The sequence below is a fragment of the Mesorhizobium sp. WSM4841 genome, from assembly GCF_055811515.1.
Map to the genome: position 1 here is coordinate 49,829 of NZ_JBVVQC010000001.1, position 21,025 is coordinate 70,853.

A 21,025-nucleotide genomic window follows, 5' to 3' on the forward strand; every position below is an offset into this window, starting at 1 on the left:
CGTCGGATACGGATTTTTTCATGCGGGCAGCCAGGACAGCCTATCCCCTGAAATGGCGCATCATGGATGCGCTGGAAAGCATTGCCGCCGCCATCTGGCCGGCTCGGTTAAGGCGCGCCACGCCCTATCTGATGCTGCTTCCGGCGGTGCTGCTGGTCGGACTGCTCGCGCTCGGACTCATCCAGATCGCGGACGCCAGCCTGCGCACGCTCGACACCACCACGTTCCAATTCTCGGACGACTATTCCATCACCAATTTCCGGCGGGCGCTGACAGAGCCACTGTTCCTCGTTGTCGCGCAGCGCAGCCTCATCGCCGCCCTGATCGTCACCACTGTGACACTCGTCTTCGCCTTTCCCTACGCCTATCTGATGGTGCGCACGCGTTCGCCAGGATTGCGCAAATTCCTGCTGATTGCGCTGTTTCTGCCCTTCTTCATCGGCCAGGTTGTGCGTGCCTATGGCTGGCTGATCATCTTAGGCAACCAGGGCATGGTGAACGAGGCACTCGGCCTTGTCGGGGTCGCCCCGATGCGGCTCATCTACAACTATCCCGCCGTGCTGTTCGGCCTCGTCCAGTACATGCTGCCGTTTGCCGTGCTGATGCTGGCGCCGGCACTCACCGCCATTCCCGAAGAGCTGGAGGCGGCCGCTGGATCGCTCGGCGCGAACTGGGTTCGCACGTTCATCCATGTCGTGTTGCCACTCGCTCGTCCGGGCTTCATCGGCGCCGGCGTGGTGGTGCTGACGCTTTCGCTCACCGATTTCGCAGTCCCCGCAATCCTTGGCGGCGGCTCGCAGGACTTTATCGCCAACGCCATCTACGACCAGTTCTTCCGAACGTCCGACCAGGGCCTTGGTGCGACGCTGGCGCTTATGCTGGTCGCGCTCGGGTCAATCCTCGTCGGCTTGGTGTTCGCGCTGTTCGGAGCCGGAACGCTTGCGATGGGGAGGTCACGGGCGTGAGCGGCTCGCGCAGCAAATCCGTTGTCTTGTGGACCCTGGTTACGATCGCCCTAGTGACGCTTTCGGCGCCGACGATCGTCGTGCTCGGCGCTTCCTTCACCGGCGGCAACATCATCACGTTTCCGCCGGACGGGCTGTCGCTGCGGTGGTATGCGCGCATTTCGCAGGCCTCCGACCTGCGCAACGCTTTCCTGCGCACGCTCCAAGTTGCGACGGTCTGTACGATCGTTGCGATTCCCGTGGGCACGCTGGCCGGCATCGCGCTGGCGAAATATGCGGTGCGTTTTGAGAAGACGATCCAGATCTATCTGCTGCTGCCCTTTACCATCCCGCTGATCGGATCGGGCATCGGCCTCATGCTGATTTTCGGCAACGCCGGCATTCTCGGCCAGCTCTGGCCGGTCGGCATCGCCTGCTGCGTCATCAACCTTCCCTTCATGATCTGGGCGGTGACGGCGAGTGCCACCGGGCTTGACCCGGACCTGGAACTGGCCGCCGCCAATTGCGGCGCGCCGCCGCTCCAGGTGTTCTTCTCCGTCACCCTGCCGGCGGTTATGCCGGGGGTGATCACCGGCTCGCTGCTGATGTTCATCCTTGCGCTCAACGAGTTCCTGGTCAGCCTGCTGCTCGTCGATGCCCGCATCGTGACGCTGCCGGTGCTGATCTACAACTCCATCCGCTCGATCATCACGCCGGATCTTGCCGCGATCTCCGTGGTCTTCATCGCCTGCTCGGCTGTCGCCGTCTTCCTGCTCGACAGGCTGGTCGGGCTCGACATCTTCCTGAAATCGAAATGAGGAATGCCGGCCCGCCGGGCCGAAAAGGAAATCCTATGCCAAACGTATCGTTCCACGACTTGAGCCAACTCGACGCCGCCGGTCGAGCGGCACTGATGCGGCGCTCAGAGACCGATCTCTCTGGCTTTATGGAGAAGGCCGCACCGATCATCGAGGCGGTCCGAACAGAAGGCGACGCCGCGCTCGTCCGCTTCGCCCGCGACTTGGACAAGGCAGATCTCGATGCGGCGCGGCTGAAGGTCAGCCCCGCCGAGTTCGATGCCGCCTTCGGCATGGTGGACGAGGACGTGGTCGCCGCCATTCGCTTCGGCATCGACAACATCCGGCATTTCCACGAAGAGCAGAAGCCGGAAGCGATGTGGCTTAAGGAAATGCGGCCCGGCGCCTATGCCGGGGACCGCTTCACGCCGATCCGCTCGGTGGCGCTCTATGTCCCGCGCGGCAAGGGGGCGTTCCCTTCGGTGACAATGATGACCGCAGTGCCCGCCGTCGTGGCGGGCGTCCCGGAGCTTGCTATCATGACGCCGCCAGCGGCCGATGGTTCGGTGGACGCAGCGACACTGGTTGCGGCGCGCCTCGCCGGCGTCGAAACGGTCTACAAATGCGGCGGCGCGCAGGCGGTCGCCGCGGTCGCCTACGGCACAGAGACGATCAGGCCCGCGCTCAAGATCGTCGGTCCAGGCAGCCCTTGGGTCGTTGCGGCCAAGCGGCTGCTTGCGGGAGTCATCGATCCAGGCCTTCCCGCCGGTCCGTCGGAAGCGATTATCCTCGCCGACGACAGCGTACATGGCGGACTGGCCGCGCTCGACCTCCTCATCGAGGCGGAGCACGGGCCGGACTCGTCGGCCTATCTGGTGACCCACAGCCGCCGCGTGGCGGAGGAGGCACTGGCGGCGCTGCCCGAGCATTGGGCGCGCATGACCGATCAGCGGGTAGCATTCTCCACCGCGGTGCTGACCGGTGCCTGTGGCGGCATCGTGCTGACGGCATCGATCGAGGAGAGCTACCGTTTCATCAATGACTACGCACCTGAGCATCTGGAGATCCTCTCCACCGATCCCTTTGCGCACCTTGGCCACATCACCGAAGCCGCCGAGATCCTGATGGGGCCGCACACGCCGGTTTCGATCGGCAATTTCGGGCTGGGCCCCAACGCCGTGCTGCCGACCAGCCGCTGGGCGCGTACCTGTGGACCGCTCTCGGTCACGGATTTCGTCAAGCGCTCTTCCATCGGCTACGTGACGGCGACGGCCTATCCGGAATTCGCGCGTCATGCCCGCACGCTTGCCCGCTATGAAGGCTTTTCCTCGCACGAACACGCCGTTTCCGATGTGCGCGACCGATATTTGGTGCGGTAGCGGATGATGAAGGCGGCCAGACTCCATGCGGCGGGCGACTTGCGGGTCGAGGATGTGCCGTCTCCCGGCGAACCAGGGCCTGGCTGGGTGCGGCTCAGGGTGACGGCCGCCGGCATCTGCGGCTCCGACCTCCACAATTTCCGCACCGGTCAGTGGATCAGCCGCGCGCCGAGCGTCGTTGGACATGAGTTCGCCGGCGAAGTGACTGCCGTGGGGGCCGGCGTGTCCCAGGTGGCCCTCGGAGACCGGGTCGTCGCCGATTCGCGTTTCTGGTGCGGCGAATGTTCTGCTTGCCGGGCCGGCCTGCATAATGTCTGTGCCACACTGGGCTTTGTAGGCGAGGTCTGCGACGGCGGCTTCGCGGAAGAGACGGAGCTGCCGGCGCGGCTGCTCCTGCGCCATGACCCTGCGCTCGATCCCGCAATCGCCGCCATGGCGGAGCCGCTGGCGGTCACCCTGCACGCAGTGCGGCGGCTGTCGGCGCCGGCCGGGGCGCCAGTGCTTATCGCCGGTTGCGGCCCGATCGGCGGGCTGGCGGCGCTGCTCCTGTCGCGGCGCAGCGAGAGACCGGTCCTCGTCGCCGACCGCAATGCGGCACGTGCGGATCTCGTGGCCGAGGTGAGCGGCGCGACCGTCGTCGACCTGGACATCCTGTCCCACGATCCCAACTTGCGCCATGCCATCGACGCGACGGGAAATGTGACGGTGATGGCGCGGCTGCTCGATCGTTTGGCCGGCGGCGGCACGCTGGCGCTGGTCGGCATTTCGCATGGCCGCCTCGACCTCGACCCCAACTTCCTGGTCGAGCGCGAGATCGCGCTTGTCGGCTGCCACGCCTTCGCCGACGAGCTTGCGCCGGCCGTAGCCATGCTTGGCGATCTCGCCCCCGCGTTGTCGCGTTTCGTGGCCGAGGAGATCGCGATCGGCGAAATTCCCGCCGCCTACCACCGCCTGATCGCAGGTGCGAGCGGCGGCCTGAAGACCATCGTCCGAATGGAGAGAGGGCGATGATCAAGCTTCCCGAAACTGCCGGACCGCTCTACGAAAAGGTCAAGGACTACGTGCTTGGCAACATCGGCAGCGGCAAATGGCCGAAGGACCGCAGGCTGCCTTCCGAAAACGAGCTGGTCAGCACGCTCGGCGTCTCGCGCATGACCGTGCACCGGGCGCTGAGGGAACTGACCTCGGAAGGCCACCTCCTGCGCATCCAGGGCGTAGGCACCTTCGTGGCGCCGCCGAAACCGCAATCTGCTCTCATCGAAATCAGGAACATCGCCGGCGAGATCGCCGCGCGCGGCGGACGCCACAGGGCCGAGGTCGTCGTGCTCGAGAAGATCCGCGACCCGGCGCTGGACCTCATTGTCGCCTTCGAGTTCATGCGCCGCAGGCCGGTCGCCCATTCGATCATCGTGCATTTCGAGGACGATGTGCCCGTCCAGCTTGAGGAACGCTTCGTCAATTCGGCGCTCGCACCGGACTACCACCGGCAAAATTTTGTTGCGACCACCACCTACGACTATCTGCAGCGGGCGACGCCGCTGACGGAAGTGGAGCACGTGATCTCGGCCGTCGCCGCCGACGAGGTGGCCGCCGGCCGTTTGATGATCCGGCCAGGCGACCCCTGCCTGCTCCTGCATCGGCGGACCTGGTCAGGCGCGGCGGTCGCCACCGTCAACAAGCTCACCTATGTCGGCAGCCGCTATTCGCTGGGCAGCCGCTACGCGCCCTCGCCTGCCTGAGCGGGGTCACGTAGCCAAACCGGGCGGGGCACCCTATCGGCCCAACGGCTGCTTTGATAGGGAATCAGTTCTGCCTGCGCCGGCGTTTTTCTTGTTGACGCCGACCAGATCAGGTTCGGGGTCAAGCCTGGCCGCCGGTCAAATTGCACCGGAGCGGCCAGACTGATTGGGAATGTCCGGGAAGCGGCCGACCGTTCAAACTAACCCGGGGACCACGAAAACCAGCCAGGCGATGACAGGGCCGATGATGGCGATAAGCGCGCTGTAGATCAGCAACGTCTTCAGCACGCTCTCGCGCTCTGCTTCCCGGGCATTGGCGACGACCAGCGCGCCGTTGGTCGAAAACGGACTGGTGTCAACGATGGTGGTGGAGATCGCGATCGCGGCAACCACACCTATGGCACTGATCTGTCCCTGCAGGAGGAAGGGCACGGCCAGTGGAATGATGGCTCCCAGCAATGCCGTGGACGAGGCGAATGCCGATACAATGGCGCCGGTGAAGCAGAGGAGGAGTGCAACCAGCAGCGGCATGCCCAGGCTTGAAATGCCGTGGGCGACGTAGTCGATAGTGCCGATCTTCTCCATGACGCCGACATAGGTGATGATGCCGGCGATCAGGAGCACCGTCGACCAGCTGACCTTGTCGATCGCTGCCTTTTGGGTCTTCGGCGAGAGGAGTGCGAGCGCGACCGCAACAGTGATCGCCACCAGGCCGACATTGAACTTGAAGACAAGTGCGCCGACCGCGAGCGCGGTTAGGCCGATTAATGTCGTCAACCTTTCCGTAGTCAGGCCGGAAAGCGCCGACACATTTTTTGTCTGCTCCTCAAAGACGTGATGGCTGATCGGAGTAGCCGGCGTGCCGCCGTGGCCGACGATTGACTGCGTCACGCCCTCGGGGTGGAGGTCAGGCAGCGGTCCCGACGCCATCGAATACTTACGCAGCACCTTCGAGCCGCCGAAGAGGAAGAATACGAGGACGGCGATGGCCAGGTTGAAGAAGAAGCTGGAGAGAAACAGTGATGTCGGCGCGAACGGCAACCCCGCCTTTTCGACGATCTGGTTGGTGATGCCACCATAGACGCTGATCGGCGAAAAGCCGCCCGCCTGTGCACCGTGAATAACCATCAATCCCATCATGACCGGATTGATGCGGTACTGGAACGCAAAACCCAGCGCCACCGGGGCCAGGATGGCGACCGCCGCAGGTCCGAGCGCACCGAAGCCGGTGATGACGGCGGCGACCAGGAACATGACCCAGGGAATCCACGCCACATGTCCGCGCACCAGTTTGACCGCGCCCTCGACCAGCCAATCGATAGTACCGTTGATCTGGGCGATGGCGAACAGGTAGGTAATGCCGACCAGTGTCAGGAAGAGGTCGCTCGGGAAGCCAGCAAATATTTCCGCCGGCTTCATGGCCATGATGAGCGAGCCGACCAGAAAGGCGCATGCGAAGGCGAGTGCGCCCATATTGATCGGCTGGATGGTGGCGATCACGAACATGCCGACCAGCAGCGCGATCGACAGAATCTGGATGTTCATAGCTTCCTCCCTCGGGAAACGCCTTCAGGCGCCCGTTCTCATTTCCATCGGTTAGTAGATCAGCCTGCGTTGGTCTCGCTCCCAAGCACCAACGCAGGGTAGTCAGCGCCTCCTAGGAGGCGGGCATGTAAAGGTTGCTGAACCGGTCGCGCAGAAGATTCTTCTGCACCTTTCCCATGGTGTTGCGCGGAAGGTCCTCGGCGAAAATCACCCGTTTCGGCTGCTTGTAGCGCGCGAGGCGGTCGCGCAGCGCGTTGAGCACGGCCTTTTCGTCCATTGTGGCACCGGGCTTGAGCACCACGATGGCCGTCACCCCCTCCCCGAAATCCGGATGTGCAATGCCGATGACCGCACTCTCGGCGACACCGACGAGTTGATCGATCTCACCCTCGACTTCCTTCGGGTAGATATTATAGCCGCCGGAGATCACCAGGTCCTTGTCGCGGCCGACGATGTGGAGATAGCCCGCCTCATCGATCTTGCCGAGGTCGCCGCTGATGAAATAGCCGTCCTTGGTGAACTCCGCCGCAGTCTTTTCAGGCATCCGCCAATAACCTTTGAAAACGTTCGGGCCCTTGATCTCGATCATGCCGGTTTCGCCTGGTCCGAGCGTCTCGCCCGTGGCCGGATCGGTGACCCTCACCGACACGCACGGGAGTGGGAAACCTACTGTCCCTGCCCTTCGCTCGCCGTCATAGGGGTTTGAGGTGTTCATGTTGGTTTCGGTCATGCCGTAGCGTTCGAGAATGGCGTGACCGGTGCGCTGCTTGAATGCGGCGTGCGTTTCAGCGAGCAGCGGCGCCGAGCCGGAGATGAACAGCCGAATGTTGGCGACCGTCTCCCGGTTCAGGCCCTCATGCTGAAGCAACCGGACATAGAAGGTCGGCACGCCCATCATCAGCGTCGCCCGCGACATCAGAGGAAGGATTTCGCCAGGCTCGAACTTTGGCAGCAGAAACATCGAGGCGCCGGAAACCAGCGTGACATTGGTCGCCACGAAGAGCCCATGCGTGTGAAAAATCGGCAGCGCGTGGATCAGCCGGTCGGCTGCGGTCACGTGCCAGCATTCGCGCAGTGCTAATGCATTGGACAAAAGGTTGTCGTGCGTCAGCATTGCGCCCTTGGAACGGCCGGTGGTCCCAGATGTGTACAGGATCGCGGCGAGATCGTCAGGCGCGCGCGCCGCGTCGAGAAAATCGGCAGACTCGTCCCGGGCCAACTCCATGAGCGACCCGGCGCCGTCCGCATCGAGCGTTTCGACAATCGCGCCGTGGCCGTGCGCGATCCTTTCGACATCAGCTCGCGACTTCGAGGAGACGATGACGAGCCGCGGTTCGGCGTCACCGATAAAATAGTCGAGTTCAGCCAGCGTATAGGCGGTATTCAGCGGCAGATATATCGCCCCGCAGCGCACGCATGCGAGATAGAGCATCAGAGCCAGCGGGCTCTTGTCCACCTGGACCGCGACGCGGTCGCCTGGGCGAACGCCGAGCACATCAATTGCGCTGGCGATCTGTCCGGAGAGCCGCAGCGCATCTGCATAGGTCCAACGCTGACCATCAATAGTCTCGATGAAAATCGACTCGCCTGACTTGGCGGATGCTCGCATGGCGTCGAACAGGTGATTGCTCATTGAACTCCTCCCAATTTGCTTATTAGGTTTTCTGCATTTCGGTGCGGCGTCGACGAACCGGGGCGCCAATACTGGTGTCGGTCGAAGCGGTTGCCGCCAGTTTTCTCACCTCCGGCGAAGCAGCGATCTCGCCATGTTGCGCCAAGGCTTCGTGGTTCGCCTCGATGTCGTCCAACTTGTAAAAGTAGTTGACCATCAAGCCGTGGGACTGCCGCATCGCCTTGGCGGAGCGATCGGCGAGGAAGTTCAGCCGTTCAAGGCGAGCGCCGTTGCCCAAATGGAAACGCGCCACAGGATCGACCGGCCGTCTGCCGGTGGCACGTTCCTTGACGAAATAGCGTGCGGCGAGCGGGAGGAGCACAGCTTCAACGACCCGTGCCTTCTGCGGATTGTCCGCCCAGCTCGGATCGTCCAGCAGCTCGAGCGTCTTGAGGGCCTGATCATCGAGGCTCGGATCGGTCGCCTTGCGCAGTCTTGCTAGCCAGCCAGCGAAACCCGGAACCGGCGACAGCGTCACGAAGGTCTTCAAGCCCGGCAGGTCGCGGCGCAAATCCTCCACCACCTGCTTGATCAGAAAGTTCCCGAAAGAGATGCCGCGCAGTCCGTCCTGGCAGTTGGAGATCGAATAGAAGACAGCGGTGGTGGCGTCCTGGGCCGTGATCGGCGAACGGTTTACATCGAGCACATCAGCGATGGCAGAGGGAATCGCCTTGGTCAGCGCAACCTCAACGAAGATCAGCGGATCGTCTGCGAGACGCGGGTGGAAGAACGCAAAGCACCTGCGGTCGGCTGGAGCTAGCCTCCGCCGCAGTTCCTCCCAGCCGGCGATTTCATGCACAGCCTCGTATCTGATGATCTTCTCCAGGATGTCGGCTGGCGTCGACCAGTCGATCGGACGCAGGGTCAGAAAACCGCGGTTGAACCATGAGCCGAACAGGTGGGCGAAGTCGGCATCGACGGCGCGAAACGGCTCCGTCGCGTCCTTCATGGCTAATAGGCGCTCGCGCATCTCCACCAGTCTTGCCGTGCCTTTGGGGGCCAGGTTGAGTCTGCGCACCAGTTCCTGGCGACGCGGCTCGGCGGCCTGGTGCAGTTCGATGACGGCGTCCGAACTCCTGTCGCTGCGGTAGCGCTCGATGGCTTTGTCAAGCTTGGCGATGTCTGGGCCGAACTGTTCGTGCAGCATACGCACGAAGTCTTGCTGACCGACCGCGTCCAGTTGGGCCCAGCGCTGAAGGACCTCGGCGGCCAATGCCATGCCCGAGGCTTCGCCCCGGCTCGACAAAAGCATGTCGCAGAGCGTGTCGATATTCGTCTCGGCTTGGATCGGCTCGCTGCGCGCGCCTGCCGCAAGCAGCCTGCGGCCGCGATCGGTGATGCTTTGCACCATATCGCTAAAGAACGAGATACCTGCCATGTCGGAGTCCTCCTGGCAAAGTCGAAATCGGCGCAAAAGACCCTCCGCGCGCTCGCGGTGCTACTGCTCGGTTGAATCCGCCAATTGTGTGCGACTTGCCTATTGTGGTATCGTTATTAAATGCGATTGTGCGCAAAGTCAACTATCTTGCATACAAGAATGCGCGTAATGCATTTTGGAGTCCGAAAATGTCAGGGAATGTTGTTCAACGCCTACGTGACGAGATCGAAAACGGCATCATCTCGAACGACTTCGCCCCCGGTGCACGACTAGACGAGGTGCAGTTGGCAACACGCTTCGGCGTGTCGAGAACGCCGGTGCGCGAGGCGCTGATGCAGTTGAACGCGATCGGGCTGGTGGAGATCCGGCCGCGCCGGGGTGCCGTGGTGATCGATCCGGGACCGCACCGCGTTTTCGAAATGTTCGAGGTGATGGCGGAACTTGAAGGTTTGGCCGGTTCGCTGGCCGCGCGACGGTTCACCGATGCCGATCGCACAACCATCCTGGCCGCGCATGCAGATTGCGAGCGTTCGTCCTCGGCCGGCGACAGCGACCTCTACTATTACGATAACGAACGTTTTCACAAGGCTATCTATGCTGCCAGCCACAGCGGTTTCCTGGCCGAGCAGTGCGTCGCACTGCATCGCCGTCTGCAACCCTACAGGCGTCTCCAGCTTCGCGTGCGCAACCGCGTTGCCACCTCGTTCGCCGAGCATGGCGCGATCGTGGAAGCAATCCTAGCCGGCGACGCGGAGCGGGCGCGCACGCTCCTGCGCCAGCATGTCAGCATCCAGGGCGAGCGTTTCAGCGATCTTGTAGCGACGATGGCGAGCAGATAGTGGATCGCCCAGTGGTTCCCGAATACAATGTTACGCGACTTTTGGCGAACAAACATCGATCATTCCTATAGCGGCTTCCCTCACATGCTGCGGATTCGCGTTTCGTGATAGGCTCAGTTGCGCCATGTGTGGACGTCAGCCGGACCCGGTGAAGCACCATGATGCTCTGCTGCTCATCGCTCCTTGATCTCGACGACCGCATCGTCGGCCGGGTGATCGCCTCGGCATCGGCAGCATCGTTCTTCTGGCGCTTCACGTACGGCTTGACATAGCTCGGCGGCATCAGGCGGGCATCATGGACGGTCAATTCGCGGCTCCACGACCATCAGGTCATAGTCATAGTCGGCCTTGCCCTTGATGCGCTCCGGCGGTGACGGCATATCCCATTTCAGCATTGCGAGTTCGCGCTCGCCAAAAACGCGTGCCCGAACGATCTTGAGGGACCGCAGCACAAGCGGTTGCGCGAGCCGCAGACGCGCCTACGGTTGTCCGGCCTTGCCTATCCGCTCCCACACCTTGCCGTTCGACTGTGACTGGCGTGCAAAGTAACGGTAGGACGTTCGCGACCAGTCCCTGATCGCCGACGTTTTGTTGTCGAGCACCAGATCACCCTGGCTGGTGCGCACTGTCAGAACGGTGTGGCCTTCTTTCCCGCTGCGCGCCACAGTCAGCAGCAGGACAGAAGCCGGCCAGCCGAGCTTGAGTAGCTCGCTTTTCTTGAGGATGGCGAAGTCCTCGCAATCGCCCTGGTCTTTCGGCAAGTCCCACTCGTCGGCCTTGCCCGTGGTGCTGACATCGCTTCGTTCAGCAATGCGGTGGTTGACTGCGGCGTTGACTCTTGCGAGCTCCGCCTTGCGAGGTCCCGTCAAGTCCACAACTTTGGTCTTGCCTCTGGTGTCGCAAAGCGTTTTTTCCTTAGCGCAGAAGGTTTTGAAGGCAGGGGGCGCAAACGCATAGCCCTGCGTCTGCATGGTAGTGCCAGCGCCGGAAGCCTGGGTGCAGGCCGAGAGCAGGACAGCGCATGTGTGCAGCGTCAGAATTCGCATCATAAACGAGGGGCCTCTGTGGTCGCCTCGCAATAGTCGACGCTGAACCTAAAGCAATCCCTCGCGACGCCTTAGCGTCCCGTTTTTGGTTAACAAATTGTAACGGTGACGGGAACATTTGAAACAGTATTCGCGTTTTAGTAGCAATTAATATAATGGAGAGCTAATATGTGTACGCTAGAGTCACTACTCAACAGCACCGGTATAGTGTTGATATCAGCCACCTTTTTTGGAGTGGCAGCGACCGTTCCAGCACGAGTCCAAGAGATCGAGCGGCCCGTACTCACGGCTCAGCAATGCAACCCTCTGACGAACGCTAACTATGAGCTTTGCTGCGTGGCGCTGAACCGGACTGACATTCTCACGGCGGCGCAAATCGACCAATGTCCGCCGATGACCACTGCGCAAATCCAAAGTGTCTTGGCTCCCGACGACAGCGGCGGCGATAATGGCGGCGGTGGCGACAATGGCGATGGTGGCGATGGCGGCGATAATGGCGATGGGGGCGCTGATGGCGGCGACGGCGGCGGCGGCGGCGATGATGGCGATGATGGCGATGACGGCGATGACGGCGATGACGGCGATGACGGCGATGACGGCGATGACGACGGAAACGGCAACTCCGGCCACGTCAACTCAGGTCCAGGCAATGGCGGTGAAGGTGCTGCCGGCGAGCTAGGCGATCGGGATCCCGGCAGGTCTGGGGAGCATAACAGTGCGCCCGACACGCCCGGCGACAGATGAAGAACCAAAGTCGCGCCGGCTCATTGTGGCTGGCGCGACGTTCGGCCAGAAGGAAAGCCCGGCGCATGCGCGGAGGGCAATGAGGACGGTGGGTGCGCGATCGTGGAAGCAATCCTCGCCGGCGACGCGGGCGCGCACGCTCCTGCGCCAGCATGTCAGCATCCAGGGCGACGTTTCAGCGATCTTGTAGCGACGCTGCGAGCAGATAGCCGTCCGGTTTGGCTTGGGCAGGTACCACCGTACAGTCGGTGCGCTGGCGATCGGCGCAGGTATCAGTTGGGCCGTAGTCGTTGATGGCAGAGTCCGTCACGGAGCACATGGGGAGCCGGCCTGCGCTAAGAGCGCACCACCAGAGGCACCAGACCTTCATGGCGATGGTCGAGATAGCACACAACGCGGTCGCCAATGCGCTCGAAGATGAGATCGACTTTCGCCTCGCCGATGGCCAGATGGCGGATAACAATGTTGTCGATACCGATCGGCAGCCGCGGGCGTTCCACAGTGATCTCGCGCTTCCAGCCGTCGACCCGGATACCCAGGCAGGCCTGCAGCATCATGAACGCGGAGCCTGCCGACCATGCTTGCGGCAGACATGCGACCGGGTAGGCCACCGGTGAATCGCTGGCCGCGCGCGTAAAGCCGCAGAACAGCTCCGGCAGGCGCATGTTGAAACGGACCGCCGCCTCGAACATACCGCTCATCAGCTTCACGACGCTGTCGCGCTCGTGATAGCGGGCGAGCCCGGAGGCGCAGAGTGCAGTGTCGTGCGGCCAGATCGACCCATTATGATAGGACATCGGGTTAAATGGGACCTCGTCGTCGGCCAGTGTGCGAACGCCCCAACCGCTATGGAGATGACCAGAGAGCAGCTGGGTGGCAAGGGCCTGCGCCCGTTCCGCTGAAGGCAGCCCGACATAGAGCAGGTGACCGGCATTGGACGCGCGAACCGCGCATTGCTTGCCTTCTCCGTCGATTGCCAAAGCATAGAAATCTCGGTCCGGCATCCAGAAATGCGTTTCCACCGCCTCACGGATCCTCTCTGCCAGGGCGCTCCAGTGCGCCGCCTTTGCATCGTCGCCGCGTCTGGCGGCCAGCGCGGCCATACCTTGATATGCGGCGAAGACATAACCTTGCACCTCGACCAATGCGATCGGCCCTTTGGGGATCGTGCCGTCGGCATGGAAGATGGCATCGGCGCTGTCCTTCCAGCCTTGGTTGAACAGACCCGTGTCGGCCGCCCTGTTGTAGGTTACAAAGCCTTCCCCGTTGCGGGTTCCGACCTCCTCCATCCACGCAGTGGCAGCGCCCAGCGAGTTCCACATGCGATCGACGAATGCCTCGTCTCCGGTGCGATCGGCGTAGGACGAAGCCAGATAGACATAGAGTGGCGTGGTGTCGACGCCGCCATAGTAGCGGCCGAACGGCAGCTCGCGCAGCACGGCCATTTCGCCCTTCCGGGTTTCATGCATGATTTTGCCAGGTTCGGCATCGTCGAACACAGAGATCTCGGTCGACTGATAGTGGGCAAGGAAGGCCAGCACCCCGCGAGCAAGGTCCGGATTGAGCCAGAGCATCTGTAAGGCGGAAATGACGCCATCGCGGCCGAAAGCCGTCGAAAACCAGGGGATGCCGGCATACGGGTATGGCCCGGTTTCCAGATCGGTCGTCAGCAGCGCGATGTCGGCGCGCGTGCGTGTCAGCCAGTCGTTGAACACGCGGCCGGAGCTGAAGACGGTGGCGCCCTGCCGGCGCTTTGAGCGCATGGCAAAGCGGGCTCGCGCAGCGGCCGCGCGAAAGCGGTCGCTGGAGGGGGTCTCTTCGCTGTGGCCGACCTCCAGGTACAATGCTCTGCTGTCACGCCTTGCCACGAGAATAAGGAAGTCGGCGTGGTTGGGGTGCACCTGATCGGGCTTGATCGAGAATGCGATGACCGATTGACGAGCCACATTGTCGAGGCCTTCATATCGGAACGTTACGCTCGCCTCGCCGACCAGCGCGTCATGCGCGCGGCCGCGGCGGCTACGCGTAGTGCCGCGCACCTCGAACATGTCACGGAAATCGGCGTCGAAGTCGAGCCGAACCGGCAGATCCACCTCGCGCGCGGAATAGTTGGTGAAGGTGATGCGTTCGAACATGCGGTCCTGCCAGATGAACCGCGTCCGGTCGATATGGACGACGCCCGGCAATGCTTCGCTGCCATTCGGCCCGATAGTGGCCAGGTTGGTGAGATTGGCGGTGAACAGGATGTTGTCCTGCGACAGCGAGGCGCCGAGCAGCGACGGCATCCTGCCGCCGATGAACAGGCGGAAGCGCGACAGTACACGCGTGTCGTCGCGGAAAAGCCCGTCGCCGGTGCCGCGTATGTCGCCGTAGCTGTCTGCGACGACGAAGCAATCCTCGTGTTTCAGCGCAAATTGCCGATGCGGCTCGCGCGGTGCCGTTTCGTCGATTGCCGGGAGCGCTACGGCTGGATCAATCTTGCGGTCTTCGAGTTGAGTGGTCATGGTCAACCCCTCCCGTTCAGAAGCGACCAAGGCGGCTCAGGCGCTGATCCGGGCCGGCCGTACGGGCAGCCGAGCCCTCTCCTTGCTCTGTCAGGTAGCCATAGTCATCATTGCGGTATTTTTAGCGCGCTTGTTTTGAGAACCAAGTGCATTCGTTGTGCCCTCCATGAGCGAGCGATAGATCGCCAAGTAATCGCTGCGCACGCGCTCGATCGTGAATCGCACGTCAAAAGCTTGTCGCACCCGTGCACGATCGAGGCCGCTTATCCGCGGTGCCGCGTCCACAGCTTCGTCTGGTGTGTCCACGATCAATCCTGACAACTTCTCAAAAGCGAAGGTCATCCTTCAAAAAGCTTCGACGGCAATCCCCTTCCTCGCGTTCATTGCGGTCCTATAGCGCGAACTCTCGAAAGGCCGATATGTTCCCCGCGGGAACAATCGCCGCGTCGAGCAACCGCGGCAATCAGGACAAGAAGGACAAGCCCAACAGAGCAGCCAGGCTGCCGGCAAGGATCCAAACCGCGGCAAGGACAACCCCAACTCGAACTAACGCAGCTAAGCTTTTCGCATTCATCTAGTCGGGCGGCGAGGGATTTCGCACTGCTCGGCCAGGGATGGGGTTCATCGAAGGCCCCGTGCCACAGCGCCGGCAGTCAAAGACCGCAACAGATCCCTGTAAATGCCGCTCGATCGGATGTGATGCCAACCGCACGCCAGCTTCTCGAGGCGAGCCTGTGCCAAGGGCAGTTGACTCAGCGCTTCGTGAAGTTCGAGGCTTCTGAAAATTGCGGCCTTGACGCGATGTGCATTAGGTCGTTTGTTGCGGGCAGGAGTGCCACGGGAGGAAACCATGGAAGTCACCCTGGGGGCGGACAGCCTCGCAGCGCGGTTCCACGTTTTCACGCCGATGACGGGCGAAGGTTCCCGCGCATGAATTCCGGAGCGATCCTCGAAGCAGCGGGATTGACTAAGGAATTTAAGGGTTTCGTCGCTGTCAACAATGTCAACCTGACGGTGGAGCGAGGATCGATCCACGCGCTGATCGGCCCCAACGGCGCAGGCAAGACGACCCTCTTCAACTTGCTGACCAAATTCCTGCAGCCGACGCGCGGCGCGATCCGCTACCAGGGCCGGGACATCACCAGGATGCAGCCGGCCGACATCGCGCGGCTGGGCCTTGTGCGCTCCTTCCAGATATCGGCGGTGTTTCCGCACATGACCGCACTCGAGAATGTCCGCATCGCGCTGCAGCGCCGGCGCGGCGACAGTTTCGATTTCTGGCGCTCCGAGAAAGTGCTCTCCAATTTCAATAGCGAGGCTGCGGCTCTTCTCGCCGATGTCGGTTTGACCGAGTTTTCGGACATCCGCGCCAGCGATCTGTCCTACGGCCGCAAGCGCGCGCTTGAAATCGCGACGACACTGGCGCTGAACCCTGAAATGCTGCTCCTCGATGAGCCTATGGCAGGCATGGCACAAGAAGACATTGAGCGCATCTCGGCGCTGATCCGGCGCATCTCCAAGAACCGCACCATTTTGATGGTTGAGCACAATCTGTCGGTCGTAGCCTCGCTGTCGAACCGCATCACCGTGCTCGCGCGCGGCAAAGTCCTCGCCGAAGGCGACTATGCTGCGGTATCCAAAGATCCGCGCGTTATCGAAGCCTATATCGGGGCCGGCCATGGTTGAAGCTGAACTGACGAGCAGGCCGGCTGTTGCCTCCTCGGCGAGACCCCTCCTCCGCGTCGATGGCCTGCAGGGCTGGTACGGCGAGAGCCATGTGCTTCACGGCGTGAGCTTCGAGGTTGGCGAAGGCGAAGTGGTGACGCTGCTCGGCCGCAATGGCGCCGGCAAGACGACGACGCTGAAGGCCGTCATGGGCATCCTTTCCAGGCGCTCGGGCTCGGTCACCTATGACGGCCGTGAGACGATCAAGCTGCCGTCGCGGTCGATCGCACAGATGGGCATCGCCTACTGCCCAGAGGAGCGCGCGATCTTTTCCAGCCTCTCGGTCGAGGAGAATTTGATGCTGCCGCCGAAGGTGCGCCCCGGTGGGCTCAGCGTCGAGCAGATTTTCGAGCTTTTCCCGAACCTGAAGGAGCGGCTTTCGAGCCAAGGCACCAAGCTTTCGGGCGGCGAACAGCAGATGCTTGCCATCGGCCGGATTTTGCGGACCGGCGCGAAGCTCTTGCTGCTCGACGAGCCGACCGAAGGGCTTGCACCCGTCATTGTGCAGCAGATCGGCCGCACCATTGCCCGGCTCAAGGAGGAGGGATTCACGATCGTGCTCGTCGAACAGAATTTTCATTTTGCCGCGTTGGTCGCGGACCGGCACTACGTGGTGGAACAGGGGCGCGTGATCGACACGATCCCCAACGACGAACTCGACGCCAACATTGACAAGCTGCACGCCTATCTCGGTGTCTGAGGCAATCATCAACGGCGCATTGCGCCGCAATCGGAGGGAAGTAGCGATGAAAAAAATGGGATTTATTCTGGCTTCAACGGCGAGCCTGCTGATGGCAGGCGCGGCCTACGCCACGGATGTCAAGATCGGCGTTCTGAATGACCGTTCCGGCATCTATGCAGACATCGCCGGCGAAGGCTCGGTCATCGCCGCCCAGATGGCGGCGGAAGACTTCAAGGCGGCGGACAAGGGCATCAATGTGTCGATCGTCTCCGCCGACCACCAGAACAAGCCGGACGTTGGCTCGAACATCGCCCGCCAGTGGTACGACACCGAAAATGTCGATGTGATCGCCGACGTGCCAACCTCGTCGGTGGCGCTCGCCGTCAACGAGATTACCAAGGAGAAGAACAAGATCTTCCTCGCCTCGGGTCCGGCCTCGTCGGACCTCACCGGCAAAGCCTGTTCGCCCAACACCGTCCACTGGACCTACGACACCTGGGCGCTTGCCAACGGCACCGGCTCGGCCATGGTCGCACAAGGCGGCGATAGCTGGTTCTTCGTCACGGCGGACTACGCCTTCGGCCACGCGCTCGAGCGCGATACGTCGAAGGTCGTCGAAGCATCGGGCGGCAAGGTTCTCGGCGCCGTCCGTCATCCTTTCCCCGGCCAGGATTTCTCGTCCTTCCTGCTGCAGGCGCAAGGGTCGGGTGCCAAGGTCGTCGGCCTCGCCAATGCCGGCGGCGACACGATTAACGCGGTCAAGCAGGCGTCGGAATTCGGCATCACACAGGGTGGCCAGGCGCTCGCCGCCCTGCTGATGTTCATCAATGACGTGCATGCGCTTGGCCTCGAAGTGGCGCAGGGCCTCGTGCTCACCGGCGCGTTCTACTGGGACAAGAACGATCAAACGCGGGAATTCTCTGCCCGCTTCCAGGAGCGGAATGCCGGACAGAAGCCTTCGATGATCGAGGCCGGAGTCTACGCTTCGGTCCTGCATTACCTTAAAGCCGTCGAGGCCGTCGGCGACAAGGACGCGGCCAAGGTGATGGCCAAGATGAAGGAAATGCCGACCGATGATCCGCTGTTCGGCAAGGGCACGATCCGCGCGGACGGGCGCAAGCTGCACGACATGTATCTGTTCCGCGTCAAGAAGCCGGACCAATCGAAGGGGCCATGGGATTATTTCGAGACGGTGGCCACCATTCCGGCCGACAAAGCGTTCCGCCCGCTCGCCGACGGCGGCTGTCCGCTCGTCAAGTAAGCGAGCCTCGCCAACGACGCGCCGAGCCGCTCGGCGCGTCCTTTCGTCGACAAGTCAGCCGGAGCGACCATGTTCGAACTGCTTGGAATTCCGCCGCAGGTCCTGTTCGGCCAGTTGCTGCTCGGGCTGATCAATGGGTCCTTTTACGCGGTTCTGAGCCTCGGGCTGGCGGTCATCTTCGGTCTCTTGAACATCATCAATTTCACGCATGGCGCGCAGTACATGCTGGGCGCCTTCGGCACCTGGATGCTGCTCAACTATCTCGGCGTCGGCTACTGGTGGGCCGCGTTCATCGTGCCGCCGATCGTCGGCGTCACCGGCATCGTGCTCGAGCGCGTGCTGATCCGACGACTCTATCACCTCGACCATCTCTACGGTCTGCTTCTCACTTTCGGCCTGGCGCTGATCATCGTCGGCTTCTTCCGCCAGTTTTTCGGCGTATCCGGCCTGCCTTACCCGCCGCCGCCGCTTCTGACCGGCGGGCATAATCTCGGTTTCATGTACCTGCCAAATTCGCGCGCCTGGGTGATCGTGGCTTCACTCATCGTGTGTCTCGCGACCTGGTTCATTATCGAAAAGACCCGCCTTGGCGCCTATCTCAGGGCAGCGACCGAGAACCCGACCATGGTCGGCGCGTTCGGCATCAACGTGCCGCTGCTGGTCACGCTCACATATGGTTTCGGCGTCGCACTGGCGGGTTTCGCCGGCGTGCTCGCCGCGCCGATATACGCAGTCAATCCGAACATGGGGGCAGACCTGATCATTGTCGTCTTCGCCGTCGTCGTCATCGGCGGCATGGGCTCGATTCTGGGCTCGATCCTCACCGGCTTCGGGCTTGGGCTGATCGAGGGTCTGACCCGCGTGTTCTATCCGGAAGGCTCGGCCGTGGTGATCTTTGTCATCATGGCGCTCGTGCTACTCGTCAAGCCCGCGGGTCTGTTTGGGCGGAGTGTGTGATGACAACCGACACCAACCCGATCGCGATGGTGGCCATCACGTCGGTTGGCGCCGCGGGCATGCCACGTCATCACTTTGCGATCTTCGCCGCGCTCTTCGTCTTCCTCATCGCCGCGCCATTTCTGCTCTATCCGATCTTCGTCATGAAGGTGCTGTGCTTCGCGCTGTTTGCCTGCGCCTTCAACCTGTTGCTCGGCTATGGCGGGCTCTTGTCGTTCGGCCACGCTGCCTATTTCGGCATGGCGAGCTACGTCTCGGCCCATGCGGCAAAGGTGTGGGGTTTGACGCCCGAACTCGCCATCATCGCGGGCGCGCTGGTGGCTGCCGTGCTCGGTCTCGCCATTGGCTCCCTCGCCATTCGCCGCCACGGCATCTATTTCGCCATGGTGACGCTGGCTTTTGCGCAGATGATCTATTTCTTCTCGCTGCAGGCGGCGTTTACCGGTGGCGAGGACGGCATCCAGGCCGTGCCGCGCGGGCATCTGTTCGGGCTGATCGACCTGCGCTCGAGCGAAGTGCTCTATTTCTTCGTGCTCGCCATCTTCTTCGCCGGCATATTGTTGATCTATCGGATCATCCATTCGCCGTTTGGACAGGTGTTGAAGGCGATCCGCGAGAACGAGCCTCGCGCGATCTCGCTGGGCTATCGGGTCAACCGCTACAAGCTCGCCGTATTCGTGCTGTCGGCCACGCTCGCCGGCGTCGCCGGCGCAACCAAGGCAATCGTGTTCCAATTGGCGTCGCTTACCGACGTCTACTGGACCATGTCCGGCGAGGTCGTGCTGATGACGCTCTTAGGCGGGATGGGCACGGTGTTCGGACCGATCGTCGGCGCGGCAGTCATCGTCACGATGCAGAATTACCTCGCGACATTTGGCGACTGGGTCACGATCGGCCAAGGCATCATCTTCGTTGTCGCGGTGCTGTTGTTCCGGGAGGGCATCGTTGGCGTCCTGGCAAAATGGATCCGGAAACCGCTCTGAACAGGTGATGAAACCAGCGACCGGTCGCCGATTAGGCCATGCAGCCACTCAGTTCTATAGCCAGACGACAATCTTGCACGGAACATCTCACCAAGACTTCCGGATTAAGAGGCAAAAGGGCCTCTGCCTTGGCGCCAAATCGTGCTTCTCGGGCCGGCGGGCTGTTCAGTAGTCCGGTGCGATCAGTTTCAGCAATGGAAAATAGGTGCGGTAGCGGCCGACGTCGCGGGTGAGCAACGGCAGTCCATCGACGGCGGCATGGGCGCCGATGAAGAAGTCAGGCAGCACACCAGTGCGCGATCCGCCCGATTTGCGATACCGCGTAAAGACCTTTCCGGCGAGGAACAGTGCTGCCCGGGGCATCGGAGCCATTTGGAGACCGGCTTCGTCGAGAAACGCGTCGATATCCTCGATGCGGTCGTAGCGAACGGCAAGCTCGGCATAGACTGCATCGTTGATCAACAACGACCCATTGAGGCTTGCCGTCTCAAGCTGGGCGATCGACCAATCCGCCCAGTTCGCATCGTCCGTGACAAGGTCGAGCAGAACGTTGGTGTCGACCAGCGTCACGCGTCGCCACGCGTCAGTGCCATGATCGCGTCGGTGTCGAGTCCCTTGCCGGCATGGCCGCGCAATTTCGCGAAGCGGCTGGCGGGCTGCTTCTTGTCGCTACGCACGATCAACACATTGCCGTCATCGGTGCGGCGGAAATCAACCTTGCTGCCCGGAACGATTCCGAGCAGGTCGCGGACCGGCTTCGGGATGGTCACCTGTCCCTTGGCTGTGACTGTGCTGGTCATGTCCGCATCCTGGTAATACCCATTTTCTAT

21 protein-coding genes and 1 pseudogene are annotated in these 21,025 nt (G+C 62.2%); 11 read left to right on the forward strand and 11 right to left on the reverse strand.

Annotated features, from left to right (window positions below):
• Window positions 1–20 precede the first annotated feature (20 nt).
• Genes AC0L14_RS00290 through hutC form a run of 5 tightly spaced genes read left to right on the forward strand, consistent with a single transcriptional unit; the run spans window position 21 to window position 4,859 of the window.
• Window positions 21–965, forward strand: a complete 945-nt coding sequence (locus AC0L14_RS00290) for an ABC transporter permease (RefSeq protein WP_473484800.1) — start codon at window positions 21–23, stop codon at window positions 963–965.
• A complete protein-coding gene (locus AC0L14_RS00295) occupies window positions 962–1,762 on the forward strand; it encodes an ABC transporter permease (protein ID WP_287217312.1) in 801 nt (266 codons plus the stop codon). Before AC0L14_RS00290 ends, AC0L14_RS00295 begins: the two co-directional genes overlap by 4 nt.
• Before the next feature lie 35 nt (window positions 1,763–1,797).
• Window positions 1,798–3,120, forward strand: coding sequence for a histidinol dehydrogenase (gene hisD, locus AC0L14_RS00300; protein WP_473484798.1), 1,323 nt, complete (start codon window positions 1,798–1,800; stop codon window positions 3,118–3,120).
• Window positions 3,121–3,126: 6 nt separating this feature from the next.
• The gene (locus AC0L14_RS00305; RefSeq protein WP_473526379.1) at window positions 3,127–4,131 is read left to right on the forward strand and encodes a zinc-dependent alcohol dehydrogenase; all 1,005 of its coding nucleotides are present in this window, start codon (window positions 3,127–3,129) and stop codon (window positions 4,129–4,131) included.
• Window positions 4,128–4,859, forward strand: coding sequence for a histidine utilization repressor (gene hutC / locus AC0L14_RS00310; protein WP_123147222.1), 732 nt, complete (start codon window positions 4,128–4,130; stop codon window positions 4,857–4,859). Before AC0L14_RS00305 ends, hutC begins: the two co-directional genes overlap by 4 nt.
• 195 nt (window positions 4,860–5,054) lie before the next feature.
• Here the strand turns inward: hutC and AC0L14_RS00315 are convergent, their stop codons facing one another.
• From AC0L14_RS00315 to AC0L14_RS00325, 3 genes are all read right to left on the reverse strand, one after another.
• Window positions 5,055–6,404: an SLC13 family permease gene (locus tag AC0L14_RS00315; RefSeq protein ID WP_473526380.1), complete on the reverse strand. Its 1,350-nt coding sequence runs from the start codon at window positions 6,402–6,404 to the stop codon at window positions 5,055–5,057.
• Window positions 6,405–6,516: 112 nt separating this feature from the next.
• Window positions 6,517–8,037 (reverse strand): malonate--CoA ligase, encoded by a 1,521-nt coding sequence (locus tag AC0L14_RS00320; RefSeq protein WP_473484794.1) that lies wholly within the window; start codon window positions 8,035–8,037, stop codon window positions 6,517–6,519.
• 22 nt (window positions 8,038–8,059) lie between these two features.
• Entirely contained in the window at window positions 8,060–9,454 is a 1,395-nt protein-coding gene (locus tag AC0L14_RS00325) for a malonyl-CoA decarboxylase (protein ID WP_473526382.1), read from the reverse strand.
• A 188-nt stretch (window positions 9,455–9,642) separates the two neighbouring features.
• Between AC0L14_RS00325 and AC0L14_RS00330 the strand changes: the two genes are divergently transcribed.
• Window positions 9,643–10,293 carry a GntR family transcriptional regulator gene (locus tag AC0L14_RS00330; RefSeq protein WP_473485133.1) on the forward strand — a complete coding sequence of 217 codons (651 nt, stop codon included), beginning with the start codon at window positions 9,643–9,645 and terminating at the stop codon, window positions 10,291–10,293.
• Window positions 10,294–10,432: 139 nt separating this feature from the next.
• Here AC0L14_RS00330 and AC0L14_RS00335 read toward each other — a convergent pair.
• From AC0L14_RS00335 to AC0L14_RS00360, 6 genes and pseudogenes are all read right to left on the reverse strand, one after another.
• A pseudogene (locus tag AC0L14_RS00335) lies at window positions 10,433–10,612 on the reverse strand (IS110 family transposase); the annotation flags it as partial.
• A complete protein-coding gene (locus AC0L14_RS00340) occupies window positions 10,587–10,745 on the reverse strand; it encodes a hypothetical protein (RefSeq protein WP_473484790.1) in 159 nt (52 codons plus the stop codon). The gene AC0L14_RS00340 and the pseudogene AC0L14_RS00335, both read right to left, overlap by 26 nt.
• Window positions 10,746–10,772: 27 nt before the next feature.
• Window positions 10,773–11,339 (reverse strand): transglutaminase-like cysteine peptidase, encoded by a 567-nt coding sequence (locus AC0L14_RS00345; RefSeq protein ID WP_473485132.1) that lies wholly within the window; start codon window positions 11,337–11,339, stop codon window positions 10,773–10,775.
• A 216-nt stretch (window positions 11,340–11,555) separates the two neighbouring features.
• A complete protein-coding gene (locus AC0L14_RS00350) occupies window positions 11,556–11,969 on the reverse strand; it encodes a hypothetical protein (protein ID WP_473748333.1) in 414 nt (137 codons plus the stop codon).
• Between the two features lie 449 nt (window positions 11,970–12,418).
• Complete coding sequence (locus AC0L14_RS00355) at window positions 12,419–14,587, reverse strand: amylo-alpha-1,6-glucosidase (RefSeq protein WP_473526384.1); 2,169 nt, start codon at window positions 14,585–14,587, stop codon at window positions 12,419–12,421.
• A 90-nt stretch (window positions 14,588–14,677) separates the two neighbouring features.
• Window positions 14,678–14,929, reverse strand: coding sequence for a hypothetical protein (locus AC0L14_RS00360; RefSeq protein WP_473526385.1), 252 nt, complete (start codon window positions 14,927–14,929; stop codon window positions 14,678–14,680).
• A gap of 588 nt (window positions 14,930–15,517) precedes the next feature.
• On the opposite strand from AC0L14_RS00360, the gene AC0L14_RS00365 reads away from it, so the two are divergent.
• The 5 genes from AC0L14_RS00365 to AC0L14_RS00385 all read left to right on the forward strand — a co-directional run bounded on the left by AC0L14_RS00365 (window position 15,518) and on the right by AC0L14_RS00385 (window position 20,195).
• Window positions 15,518–16,273: an ABC transporter ATP-binding protein gene (locus tag AC0L14_RS00365; RefSeq protein ID WP_473484783.1), complete on the forward strand. Its 756-nt coding sequence runs from the start codon at window positions 15,518–15,520 to the stop codon at window positions 16,271–16,273.
• Entirely contained in the window at window positions 16,266–17,012 is a 747-nt protein-coding gene (locus AC0L14_RS00370; protein WP_473526386.1) for an ABC transporter ATP-binding protein, read from the forward strand. The genes AC0L14_RS00365 and AC0L14_RS00370 overlap by 8 nt, the downstream gene beginning before the upstream one ends.
• A gap of 46 nt (window positions 17,013–17,058) precedes the next feature.
• Window positions 17,059–18,255, forward strand: a complete 1,197-nt coding sequence (locus tag AC0L14_RS00375) for an ABC transporter substrate-binding protein (RefSeq protein ID WP_473526387.1) — start codon at window positions 17,059–17,061, stop codon at window positions 18,253–18,255.
• Window positions 18,256–18,324: 69 nt separating this feature from the next.
• Window positions 18,325–19,212 (forward strand): branched-chain amino acid ABC transporter permease, encoded by an 888-nt coding sequence (locus tag AC0L14_RS00380; protein ID WP_473484777.1) that lies wholly within the window; start codon window positions 18,325–18,327, stop codon window positions 19,210–19,212.
• 59 nt (window positions 19,213–19,271) lie between these two features.
• Entirely contained in the window at window positions 19,272–20,195 is a 924-nt protein-coding gene (locus tag AC0L14_RS00385) for a branched-chain amino acid ABC transporter permease (protein ID WP_473485131.1), read from the forward strand.
• Window positions 20,196–20,360: 165 nt separating this feature from the next.
• Here AC0L14_RS00385 and AC0L14_RS00390 read toward each other — a convergent pair whose 3' ends face one another.
• Together AC0L14_RS00390 and AC0L14_RS00395 are read right to left on the reverse strand one after the other, a co-directional pair.
• Window positions 20,361–20,765, reverse strand: coding sequence for a type II toxin-antitoxin system VapC family toxin (locus tag AC0L14_RS00390; RefSeq protein WP_473526388.1), 405 nt, complete (start codon window positions 20,763–20,765; stop codon window positions 20,361–20,363).
• Window positions 20,762–20,995: an AbrB/MazE/SpoVT family DNA-binding domain-containing protein gene (locus tag AC0L14_RS00395; protein ID WP_192355817.1), complete on the reverse strand. Its 234-nt coding sequence runs from the start codon at window positions 20,993–20,995 to the stop codon at window positions 20,762–20,764. Before AC0L14_RS00395 ends, AC0L14_RS00390 begins: the two co-directional genes overlap by 4 nt.
• Window positions 20,996–21,025 lie beyond the last annotated feature (30 nt).